Genomic DNA, 12312 nt, shown 5'->3' with positions numbered 1-12312 from the left:
TTGCCTGGCAGTTACAGTTTTCTTCAGCGTTCTGGTTTGGTATTTAATCTATATAGGTGCAGCTGGCGTCGCGGTTGTGGCTTCAATTATATGGTTTGGGTTCATTGTTGGGTTCTTGACAGAAAGAGAAAACAGGGAAAACGATAGGTCGCTTTTTAGCAATCAATATTAAAAACCCTACTCACTCGAGAGGGGCTTTAGTATATTACATCTTTAATTTTCTCCCCGGGTACTCCATAATATCTCGCCAACTTTTCAAGGTCCTCCAGTGAGGGATTAATTTTGTTACATTCGTAGTAACTGAGTTTTTAATATAGATCCCAGTAGCTTCTGCTACTTCTTTTTGAGTCTTGTTCTTTTCGAACCTTAACATTCTTAAATTGATACCTATACTTCCATACATGTTATCACCCAATAATTATTTCGGCAAGAATTACCTGACTTTAATCCAGCAGGCAATATAAAAAGCCCCATCCGAAGAAAGGGCTTATCTAGTCATAGCAACTTTACAGTTGCAAAACTCATTATAGAATATAAGTATTAAAACGGCAAAGCAGCCTTCAGGATTGATTTCCTTCACATTCTCAGTAATATCATTCTTAAATAGGGAAAAAAATTATCTATAAAATTAAAAGGCGTTTGGAAAATGAGGACATTTCCAAATGCCTTTTGTCTACACTGTAAACCAGTTATATAAAACTGGTTTTTTCATTTCTCAGTCAATTGTTTTTTTTATTTCATCCAAATAACTGTATACGGTAACTTTTGAAATACCAAGCTTTTCTGCCACTTTATCTACAGATCCTTTGATTAGAAATATCCCTTTCTCATCCATAAACTTGATTAATTTAATTTTTTCTTTTCTTTTTAACTCTTCGGTTCCGTAATTGGCAATAATGCGATCTATTAAATCGTCTGCAATTTCTACTACATTTTCCATAAGTTCCACATTTTCTTTTTCTTTTTCTTCCTCATCTTGTCCAATACCCATAAAATCATCTAGAAATTCCTTAAAATGAATCATGCTTTCCAAACTATAATTAACACAAAGTGCCCCAATAACTTTTTCGTTCGAATCTCTAATTAAAGCTGTAGATGATTTTATTTCCTTTCCATCGTCGGTACGTATTTTATAATTTGCCAAATAATCGTTCTCAAATTTACTAGATAGAAGCACTTGCTTCACTAGGTGATCGAAAGCCTGTCCAACTTTTCTTCCTGTTACATGATTATTAACAGCGTAAATCACTGAGTTTTGAGGAACGGTTAAGTCATGAATGACGACCTCACAATTCCGTCCAAAGGTCTTTGCGATTAAATTAGCGATTGGGATGTACTTTTTTAATTCTTTATTATTGATATTCATAAGATGGTCCCTTCTTTTTAAACGATATCTATTTATTTGAATCATTTCTAACATGAAATATATATTTTTTTATATAAAAATCTTTATTGTGTTGACTTTTGTATAACTTTTTATATAATTTTAATAAATAATAATGATTTAGTTCTATTTTATATAATTTTTTATGTGTTTTCAATTTAAAATATATAAAAGTTTCTTTTCTTGAATTGAATAGTTAATCTCCTTTGTAATTTTTACAATTAACTTAAACTAATTACTACTTTGGTCATCGGTTAGTTGATAAAAAAGTTTTTTAAATCCTACCTACTCAATTGCAACCATGAAAATACTCACTCCCACAAGCTTATCAAAAAAATAAAAAGGAGCCGATAAAATGAAATATGTTGAGTTAGATACACCAGCACTTTTAATTGATAGAGAAATAATGATGGATAATCTTCGCTTCATGCAAAATTACGCTAATGAACATAAAGTACATTTACGTCCACATACCAAAACTCATAAAATGCCTAAGCTTGCTAGATTACAAGAAGAATTAGGCGCAGTTGGAATTACAGTAGCAAAAGTCGGTGAGGCTGAAATTATGGCTAAAAACGGCTTGAAAAACATCTTTATTGCCAATGAGATTGTTGGAAAATCAAAAATTCAACGAATTAGAAAATTAGCTGAGACCATCGATATCTCGTTTGGTATAGATAATAGTTACCATGTAACTGAAATTGAAGAAGTATTCAAAGGAGCAGAGAAAAAGCCCAGGTTCTAATTGAAATTGAAGTAGGAGAACAACGCTCAGGGATTATGGAAGAAAGTGATTTCAGAACATTATTAGAAAACGTAAAGGCTTGTAAACATGTTGAACTTAGAGGGATTTTTTCACATGATGGGCATTCCTATAAAGCTGAAAACATTGATGAATGTAAAGAGCTTTATCTTGAAAGTGTAAACCGAACCTTGCACTTTGCAAGAATAGCAGAAGAGATGGGAGTTAAACCTGAAGTAATAAGTATTGGCTCGACTCCTCCTTTCATGCTCAATTTCGAGATACCGGACGGGGTTACTGAAATTAGGCCTGGTACCTATATTTTAATGGATTCCTCACAGGCAAACGTTATTGGCACATATGAGCGATGTGCAGCATCGGTCCTTACAACAATCATCAGTAAACCTACTAATGAACGGGTGATTACAGATGTTGGGGCAAAAGGAATTACAGCCCAAACACGAAGCGAGGGACATACAACCACAAATGGTTTGGGGCGTATAAAGGAGTTTGAAGATGTCTATATTCACGGTGTTTTCGACGAACATGCGATCATTTACAATAGAGATTTCCGTAATCAAGTAAATATTGGAGATAAAGTACAAATTATCCCAAACCATATTTGTCCGGTTTGTAATTTATATGAAAAAGCTTATTTGCTTTCCAAAGGCGAAGTTGTTGAAGAAATCCCTATCGACTGCCGGGCAAAACTGCAGTAAATAATTTTGTATTCTCAGTTTCAATTATAAGATCTCTTATAGAGTTTGGACTGATTGAATCAGTTTATTCACAAATTTGATAATGGAAAGGATGAGTTACAATGATCGATTTAAGTGCAATGGGAAACACTGAGTTTCTACTTCTTAGTAGGTCTGAAATTGCCTCCATGATTTCATCTAATGATTACTTAACGGCAATGGAGAGTGCTTTTAGAAAACGGTCTGAAGGTCGAGCTCTAGTTCCAGGATTAATGCACGCGGATGTAGAAGACGGAGAATTTCATATTAAGAGTGGCGGACTTAAAATTGACAAGACGTATTTTGCGCTGAAAGCAAATGGCGGATTTTTCGGAAATTGCACCAAATTCGGCTTACCAAACATTATCGGATTGATTATACTGTTTGATGGTTCGAATGGGAGACCCTTATCCATCATGGGCTCAACGGAAATCACCTCAAAGCGTACTGCTGCAACAACAGCAGTGGCAGCAAAATATCTTGCCCGTTCAGACTCATCAACAGTCACTATTTGTGGCAGTGGAAACCAAGCGAGAGTTCAGCTGAAGGCTCTTATGAATGTCATTTCTTCTATCTCTCAAGTATACGTATGGGGAACTAACCAGAACAAGATAGAAAAATTTTCGAAAGAAATGTCAGAGGAGCTTAAAGTGAACATTGAGGCTACTGATAATTTAGCCGATGTTGCACCTAAAAGCGATATTATTATTACTTGTACTTCTGCAAAAAAATTCTTTCTGCACGAAGAGTATGTTCGCCCTGGGACCTTCATTTCTGCAGTTGGTGCAGACAGCCCAGATAAACAAGAACTTGACCCGCAACTTTTGGCAAGTGGAAAACTAGTTGTGGATATTCTAGAACAATGTGCACATGTAGGAGAGCTCCATCATGCTATGGATGCAAATCTAATGTCTACTGGGGATGTTTATGGAGAATTTGGGGATATTGTTACTGGTAAAATTGATGGACGAACAAATTCTGAGGAAATTATTATTTTTGATACCACAGGTAGTGCGATTCAAGATACAGCTGCTGCAGTCGCTGTATATGAAAAAGCTATATCACTTGGCAGAGGAAAACTTTTAAATATTTACGAATAATATTTAATGGAAAATAAGAGCTTTAGTAGTTTCCAACATTAAAACTGTTTATAAGAAGGATCTGTTGAGAAGGTCGCATCTAAGTTAGGCATTTCCAAAGTAGTTATTTTGATGAAATCAAAAATAAGTCAAGTTAAGGGGAATCAAATGAAAAGCATCTTTGAAGTAGGAAATTTAAAATCTAATGGACACTATGCATTAGCAACAGTTCATCAGAACACTGTCTATGTATCAGGGCAATTTGCCATTAATCCAGAAACCGGTGAAAAGAAATTTGGCACAATCGAAGAAGAAACATTACAAGCACTTAAGAATGTGGAAATGATTGTAGAAGCAGCTGGAAGTAAAAAAGAGAAGATTTTGCGTATGACATTATATACTCCGGACGTGAAATTATGGGATAAAGTAGATGCTGTTTATAAGGAATTTTTCGGTGAACATAAACCAGCACGTACCGTTGTACCAACTAATCAATTACATTTTGGCTTCAAAATTGAAATTGATGCCATTGCATATATTTAGTCATATTTTTTTCCTGTTTTGTATGAAAAAATCTAGTTAATATCATTTAAAGGGTTGATTAACGATGAAACAATTTATTTGTAACAGTTGTGGGAAAAAGCATGATATTACACCAACTATATGGAAATGTGAATGTGGAGGAGTCTTAAACATAGTAAAAGATACCCCGAAAGTTGATATTAAAGCTTGGAATAACTATCCAAACTCATTATGGCGTTATTTTGAAACTATGCCATTCGCAAAAGATTCTAAGACATGGGAATCCGTGACAATGGGTGAAGGTCAATCACCATTAATCGTTCTAGATCCTATGGAGCCAAATACGTATGTAAAAGTTGATTATATGATGCCTACATTATCCTTTAAAGATCGAGGGGCCGTTGTTTTGATGACGAAGGCTAAAGAATTAGGGGTATCAAAGGTCATTGCTGATAGTAGTGGTAATGCAGGTACGGCGATTGCAGCTTATGCAGCACGTTGTAATATTGCCTGTGATATTTATTTAAGCGACGAAACATCCCCGAAAAAATTGCTCAAGTAAAAGCTCATGGTGCAACGATTAAAGAAATTCGTGGTACACGAGAGGACATTGCAGCTGCTGCCCAAAAAGCAGTAAAAAATGAAAATGTATTTTACGCAAGTCATGTGTATAATCCATACTTTTATGAAGGAACAAAAACATATGCTTATGAAGTTTTTGAACAATTAAAAGGTGCGCCTGATGCATTAATAATTCCAGTTGGTAACGGTACACTTTTACTTGGTGCATATTATGGTTTTAAAGAGTTATTGGGAAATGGATTAATAGAAAGAATGCCGAAAATCATTGCTATCCAAGCAGCGAATTGTGCGCCTCTTGTAAATGCCTACAAACATGGTGAGGTAACAGCGAAACCTATTATGAACGAAGGTACTTTAGCGGAAGGGATCGCCATTGCAGCTCCAGCACGTTCAAAACAAATTTTAGAAGCTGTAGGGGAAACAAATGGTACATTTATTGAGATTCAAGAAGATGAGATTCTAAGAGCACGGGAGAAGCTTAGTGAAAAAGGTTTTTATGTTGAAGTGACATCAGCGACCAACTATGCCGGTTATTTAAAATATGGAAAAAAATCGGATGAAAAAATAATAATACCTCTTTGTGGTGCAGGTATAAAATCGAAATAAACCAAGAGGAGCTAGTTGGATGTAATAGAGAATATAGGAGAGAAGCATGAAAAGTAAGCCAACGATAAAAATTATTGGAACCGGTGGAACAATTGCAGGGGCTGGAACTTCGAGTACAATGACCACAGGCTATCAACCAGGAGCTTTGTCTATTGATGACTTATTAAAAGAAGTACCGGATTTAGTCAACATTGCAAATTTAAAAGTTGAACAATTGTTTAATATTGATAGTGTTGATATGACAACAGAACGACTATTGACACTGAGTAAATATATCAATGACATATTATTAGATGAAGAAATAGATGGTGTTGTGATCACACATGGTACAGATACACTGGAAGAAACCGCCTATTTTTTACATTTAGTGATTAAAAGCCATAAACCAGTCGTGATTGTTGGAGCAGTAAGACCTGCAACAGCGATAAGTGCAGATGGTCCGTTGAATATCTACAATGGTGTAAAAGTTGCTTGTAATCAAGAAGCTCATGGAAAAGGTGTATTAGTTGTCCTTAATGACCGAATTGGTTCTGCACGTTATATCACTAAAATGAATGCTACAGCAGTCGATTCGTTTAAAGCTCTCGAACAAGGTTATATCGGATCAATTGTTGGTGGGAAAGTTTATTTTTATTATAAAGATATCACCTATCTTCATACGACTGAAACCATATTTGATGTTAGCTCCATTAGTAAGCTGCCTAAGGTTTCAATTATATATACTCATCAAGGAGATGAACGATATTTATACGACGCAGCCGTTCAAGCAGATACAAAGGGAATCATTGTAACTACTGCTGGGGGCTATACAATCTCTAAAGAAGCAGAGGCTGGAATTCATGATGCGATAAACAAAGGGGTTATCGTCATACGATCATCTCGACTCAATACGGGAATTGTTAGCCGTACTGATATGGATAATCAACACGCATATATCGTATCTGAATCATTAAATCCTCCAAAAGCAAGGATTCTTCTTATGCTAGCATTAAACTTAACAAATGATAAAAATGAGATTCAACAGTATTTTCATATATACTAATTTTTTGAGTGTCCCTTAGAAGAATGAAAAAAAGATTTGATTTTTCACGATTTCATTCAACGAATGATTTTTGAAGGAAGCGAAGATTCACGGTGTGAAAAAAATGGTGTAATGCCAGAAAGAATAAGGTGGATTATTATAAAAAGTTTGGTTTAAGAGACCAACTCCAGTTTTATAGGAGAGGGGAAATGCTAGAGTTCTAAAAAATTTAGTAGAGGAGATCAAAAATGGATATTATAGCTTTAAGGCGAGAGTTTCATATGCACCCTGAGGTTGGATTTACTGAATTTCGAACGGCTTCAAAGATAGTGGAGCTGTTAAACTCGCTTGGATATCATTTAATCTATGGGAGAGATGCAATGGACGGAGATTTTATGAGAGGAGTTCCATCCAATGCGGTTTTAGAGATGGCATATCAAAGGGCATTACTGGATGGTGCTAATCCGAATATACTTCAGAAAATGAAAGGTGGCTATACTACTGTAATTGGAGTTTTAAAAGGTATAAAACCGGGTCCTACCGTTGCATTTCGTTTTGATATGGATGCCTTGCCAATTGCAGAGAGTCAGGATGAGAACCATTATCCTAAAGTAAATGGTTTCCGTTCAAAATATGAAGGGAATATGCATGCTTGTGGGCATGATGGCCATACTGCCATAGGCTTGGGGCTCGCTGAAAAACTGGCGGATGGTCAGTTTGCTGGGACAATAAAGCTGATATTTCAGGCAGCAGAGGAAGGAGTTCGCGGAGCATATGCAATTGTACAGAAGGGGTTATTAGATGATGTGGATTATATGTTTTGTCATCATCTAGGTGCAGATGTTCCGACTGGTGAGTTCCATGGTGGTTCAACGCACTTCCTTTCCTCCACGAAAATGATAGCTCACTACTATGGTGTTGCTGCTCACGCAGGCGGTAATCCGGAAATGGGTAGAAATGCTTTGTTGGGTGCTAGTACCGCCTTATTAAATATACATGCTATCCCGCGCTTTAGTACAGGACCCACCCGAGTTAACGTAGGAATCTTAGAGGGTGGAACAGCAACTAATATCATTCCCCAATATGCAAAAATGAATATTGAGACTAGGGCTCTTACCGAAGAGGAGAATAAAGATTTGGAGGAGAGAGTTAGAAATATCATTACTCACAGTGCATCTATGCATGAGCTTGATCATCAAATTGAAGTTATTGGTGCCGCTATCCCAATTACCTGTGACAATGAACTGGTTGAGTTAACTATAGAAGAGGCAAAGCAAGCAGAAGGATTTACATCATTTGGAAATGGTGAAGGTAAAGGACTCGGGAGTGAAGATGCTAGCTTTATGATAAAACGAGTCCAAGATTTAGGGGGAAAAGGGACTTATATGATTGTAGGTTCCACTATACCCGCACCGCATCATAATCCAAAGTTTGATATTGAAGAAGAAATTCTTCCGCATGCAGTTGAATTGTTTAACCGAATTGCACGTCGAATATTAAAATAATTATTATTTGGATTTAGGTTATCGGTCACAAAGTGAATAATCATAACTTATTTGAAGTGTTTATCAGCATAAATTTGAGAAGTCCCGATTAATGTGATTCCTCTATTACACTTTTTTATGTTTAATATATTCATGTGTTATTGAAGATGAATGTAATTAACTAACGGATTCTTAACTTCAACATTAGCTGCTAATCAGGCAGCTTTTTCTTTTTAAACAACACTGATGTCTTAACCAACAACAGGGGCTTTAGTGGCCGATTAGAGGTATGAAATCATAAATAAAAATCGTTCCGACCCCAAACCGACCCCAACCTTAGATTATTAATGTTTATGAATAAACAAATTGAATAAAATAAAAAGCGCGAAACCATTGATATACATGGGTTTCGCGCTTTTCTATTGTAGCGTCCCAGGCGAGATTCGAACTCACGACCTACAGCTTAGGAGGCTGTCGCTCTATCCAGCTGAGCTACTGGGACATATTGGCGTAAGTATATTTTTTGTAGTGCAGATAAGACTGGTATATCCTGTTTTTTCCTCTGCAAGCCCAATACAAGGGAGCAAATGCGTCGAAACAAAGCTACAGGGATGTAATTCAGGGATGTTTATGCTTAGCTGTGCTACTGGGACAAAATAATATAACACAGTTATTTATTATAATCCCATAATCAAAAATGGTCAATAGTTATGACTAAAGTAAAAACCGGCCATTAATACATGACCGGTTTCTGTTCTAACTTGTAAGTTTTTTACGATAAAATCTGGCATATGCCTTTGATCTATCTTTTAGCTTCTTTAGCTGTGATGTTCTCAGTTCTATAATAGGCTGCGCAAATGAAGTAATCAGTTTGCTTGAGAGAAGCAAAGTCAGCAGCAGCGATATTCCGGCAAGCAGCAGGAAGTTTTCCGGTTTGCTGAAAAAGCCCTGTACATCACTTTCCCTGAATACCCGTACAAAGAATCCGTGAAGCAGATAGACATAAAGTGTATTTTTTCCTAAATCAGTAAAGAAATATTGTTTGCTGGGCACAAAAGCAAAGAAGCTAAATACCATTATTAAACTTAGGACATAAAAGCCCAATCTCGTTAAGACTGCCCCAATTGAAGCTGCCCCCATTTCAGTATATGGCTTTGAGCCAAGCAGCCACTTATAGTCCACTTCAGGATAGAGGTAAAAGCCTATAAAGACTACAGCAAAGATTGCTAATGCACTAATTCTGAACTTTGGCTGGAATAGCGCATAGAAATGCTCCTTCTTTAAATAATAACCCAATAGGAATAAAGGAAAGAACACAAATGTTCTCGATAAACTTAAATAGTTTGAAATCCAATCGGCATATCCGACAGCAAGCCCAATGATAAAAGCAGCTGCCAGGGAATAAACCGCTTTATACTTTGCAAAGAATAAAAGCATGATATTCCAGCAAAACATACTGATCAGGAACCATAAAGACCAATGCGGGTTAAAAGGATCCAACTCAAAGGTGCCTTTATTATATAAAAAATAATAGAAGATCGAATAAATAACCTGAAAAATAATATATGGCAGTATGAGCTTTTTTGCAATTTTCTTTATATAGCCTTTTTTATAAAAGCCTTTTGCAAAAAAACCGGATACCAGTATAAATGCTGGCATATGGAACGTGTAGATTACCTTATATAAAGTATAGATTGTTTCATTATCTTCAATAAAAGAGCGGAGTAAATGTCCGAAAACGACAAAGAAGATTAAAATAAACTTCGTGTTGTCGAAGTAATAGTCACGTTGTTTCATAAGTCCTCCTCTATTAAAGACCCCCATAAATACTCTTTCTTTCTTTACCCACTTTAACATGAAGCAAACTTCTTTTCTCGTGTAAATAGAAGGTTTAATTTACAGAAAAAGTAAAAACTTCTAACTCTGAAAATGCTGTCATACTAATTAGAAATTACTGTTATACAAATAAATATTGCTTGTTACTTCATATATTATATGGCTTGAATGGATTTAATTTAAATCTGTTTCAAATTTTATTTAAAGAAAATCATTTTTGTCGCAGATAAAAGGGAGTAGTCCGATTAGTATGTCATGATTGATGCTGACGTGAGAAAATCAGGTTTTTTAAGGTAAGATTTTAAAGGGAATAGGTGCAGGGAAGGCTTTATTAAAATGAAAAATTGGAAAAATAATCTTCAAATGTCTTATTTGTTCTATTATAATGAATTGAAAGAATAGTAAAAAAGAATTAGGTACATACTAGTTCAATTGTTCGCATCTGGTTCAATCATAAAGGGGGAAGTTATGTTGAAAGGGGTAAGAAAATTTATACCTGGCAATAAGGAAAGAAAAGAATCGTCCAGGTCAAAAAAGTTTAAAATAGGCAAGTATTTTAATAAAATGGCGAGCACGAAATGGTGGAGGAACCTGAAGCTTGGCCAGAAATATGGGGTTGCGCTTTTTGTGACCATTGGACTATTCACGGTTTCCACCGTTCTAACCTTCTTCTTGCTGACAATTGCCAATTCAAAACTGGAGACTGTTAAGGATTCTGGGGAAAAAGCCATTAAGATTACAGAATCAGCGGCCACTTTTCATCATAAAGGGAGCACGATTGGAAACTTTATCATTGACTCCAACCCCAAACATTTAAAAACATTTGATGAGCTGACAGAGGATTTTAATAAATTGAAAGAGGAAATTTCTCCGGAACTGAGCGATTCAAAATCAAAAACCCTTTTTAGGCAAATCGATGAAAATGATCAAAAAATCACCAGTTTATTTCATGATGTCATCGAGCCAGAAGTAAAACTGCAGCATGCAAGAGAATATAGGCTGGGGAAATTGCAGGCAGATAATATTATTTCTGAAACGGTTGATAAGTTAAATACCCTTGGCAGAATGATGAAGGAGGATCAGCAAAAGGCTGTGTCTTCTGCCAAATATGGTCTTATCCTTACTTTAATAGTACTTGGTATTTCAATCATCATTTCTGCTATCCTGGGAATCGCGAGCATCCTTTTTATTGGAAGTATAATTTCTAAAAAACTAACTGCCATTGTCCAATTCTCAAATGAAATTGCAGGAGGAAACCTCAATGCAAATTCAGTGGAATATGAAGGTGATGATGAAGTAGCACAGCTTAGCAGAGCCATGAACTCAATGAAAATAAAGCTGCAGACCATGATTCAGGAAATTAATGCAGTTTCTGGGTATGTGACAGAAAGAAGCGGAGAACTGAATATTGCTGCAAATGAAGTAAAAGCAGCCAGTCAGCAGGTGGCTTCAACCATGCAGGAACTGTCCGGAGGAGCCGAGGATCAGGCGGGTTCTGCAACGCGTTTATCTTTAATGATGGACGAGTACCTGGAAAAAGTAAAAGAAGCTTCATACAGCGGTAATGAAATAAAAAGTGCTTCCACAGAGGTGCTATCACTTACTGAGAATGGAAACAAGCTAATGAAAGAATCCCAGGAACAAATGAGATTAATTAACCAAATAATGAAGTCTTCTGTTGACAAGGTAAATGGACTTGATGATCAGACAAAACAAATCACCAGATTAGTTAAGGTTATAAAGGAAATTGCAGACCAGACCAACCTTCTGGCATTAAATGCAGCAATTGAAGCTGCCAGAGCCGGTGAGCATGGAAGAGGCTTTGCAGTAGTGGCAGATGAGGTGAGGAAACTGGCTGAGCAGGTATCATTCTCGGTTTCAGATATCACTAAGATTGTCGGGGGTATTCAAACGGAGTCAAACAGTGTGGCCACATCCCTTCAAACAGGCTATGTTCAAGTTGAAAAGGGAACCGGGCAAATTCAATTGACAGGACAAACATTTCAGAAAATTTATGAGGCAGTTAACTCAATGTCCAATAATGTCAGTGACATTTCCCGCAGCCTCGAGCAGGTATCCATTAATTCTGCCCATATGAACCAGTCCATTGGCAGTATTGCCGCAGTGTCTGAGGAATCTGCGGCAGGCATCGAACAAACGAGTGCATCAATGGCTCAGACTAACCATTCAATGGAGGAAATCTCAGACAATGCACAGTCCTTGTCGGAATTGGCAGAACAATTAAATGAGATGATTGCAAAATTCAAATTGTAAAATCCAGGCATACTCTCTACACAGGGTATGCCTTGTCCTTTCTCC

At 36.4% G+C, this 12312-nt stretch carries 7 protein-coding genes, 1 tRNA gene and 3 pseudogenes; 7 read left to right on the top strand and 4 right to left on the bottom strand.

Features of this window, described 5'->3' with window-relative positions; translation table 11 throughout:
• Nucleotides 1–197: 197 nt before the first annotated feature.
• Both M5V91_RS30495 and M5V91_RS13380 read right to left on the bottom strand, forming a co-directional pair.
• Nucleotides 198–293: pseudogene (locus tag M5V91_RS30495) on the bottom strand (helix-turn-helix domain-containing protein); the annotation flags it as partial.
• Nucleotides 294–715: 422 nt separating this feature from the next.
• Nucleotides 716–1366 (bottom strand): helix-turn-helix transcriptional regulator, encoded by a 651-nt coding sequence (locus M5V91_RS13380; protein WP_071160454.1) that lies wholly within the window; start codon nt 1364–1366, stop codon nt 716–718.
• A gap of 373 nt (nt 1367–1739) precedes the next feature.
• Between M5V91_RS13380 and M5V91_RS13375 the strand changes: the two are divergent.
• The 6 genes and pseudogenes from M5V91_RS13375 (at nt 1740) to M5V91_RS13350 (ending at nt 8178) form a co-directional block, all read left to right on the top strand.
• A pseudogene (locus M5V91_RS13375) lies at nt 1740–2845 on the top strand (D-TA family PLP-dependent enzyme).
• Between the two features lie 101 nt (nt 2846–2946).
• Entirely contained in the window at nt 2947–3963 is a 1017-nt protein-coding gene (locus tag M5V91_RS13370) for an ornithine cyclodeaminase family protein (RefSeq protein WP_251175744.1), read from the top strand.
• A 147-nt stretch (nt 3964–4110) separates the two neighbouring features.
• Entirely contained in the window at nt 4111–4485 is a 375-nt protein-coding gene (locus tag M5V91_RS13365) for a RidA family protein (protein WP_019381624.1), read from the top strand.
• Nucleotides 4486–4549: 64 nt separating this feature from the next.
• Nucleotides 4550–5652: pseudogene (locus M5V91_RS13360) on the top strand (threonine synthase).
• A 46-nt stretch (nt 5653–5698) separates the two neighbouring features.
• A complete protein-coding gene (locus tag M5V91_RS13355) occupies nt 5699–6694 on the top strand; it encodes a type II asparaginase (RefSeq protein WP_019381626.1) in 996 nt (331 codons plus the stop codon).
• Nucleotides 6695–6921: 227 nt separating this feature from the next.
• Complete coding sequence (locus M5V91_RS13350; protein WP_019381627.1) at nt 6922–8178, top strand: amidohydrolase; 1257 nt, start codon at nt 6922–6924, stop codon at nt 8176–8178.
• Between the two features lie 407 nt (nt 8179–8585).
• Here M5V91_RS13350 and M5V91_RS13345 read toward each other — a convergent pair.
• Together M5V91_RS13345 and M5V91_RS13340 are read right to left on the bottom strand one after the other, a co-directional pair.
• Nucleotides 8586–8659 (bottom strand) — tRNA-Arg (locus tag M5V91_RS13345).
• 254 nt (nt 8660–8913) lie between these two features.
• The gene (locus M5V91_RS13340; RefSeq protein ID WP_251175745.1) at nt 8914–9954 is read right to left on the bottom strand and encodes an acyltransferase family protein; all 1041 of its coding nucleotides are present in this window, start codon (nt 9952–9954) and stop codon (nt 8914–8916) included.
• A gap of 507 nt (nt 9955–10461) precedes the next feature.
• Here M5V91_RS13340 and M5V91_RS13335 point away from each other — a divergent pair.
• The gene (locus M5V91_RS13335; RefSeq protein WP_251157583.1) at nt 10462–12267 is read left to right on the top strand and encodes a methyl-accepting chemotaxis protein; all 1806 of its coding nucleotides are present in this window, start codon (nt 10462–10464) and stop codon (nt 12265–12267) included.
• Nucleotides 12268–12312: the final 45 nt, after the last annotated feature.

The organism is Cytobacillus pseudoceanisediminis (assembly GCF_023516215.1).
Classification (GTDB): Bacteria; Bacillota; Bacilli; order Bacillales; family Cytobacillaceae; genus Cytobacillus; species Cytobacillus pseudoceanisediminis.
Note: the sequence above shows the minus strand (reverse complement) of the source record. Positions and strands in the feature narration are given on the sequence as shown.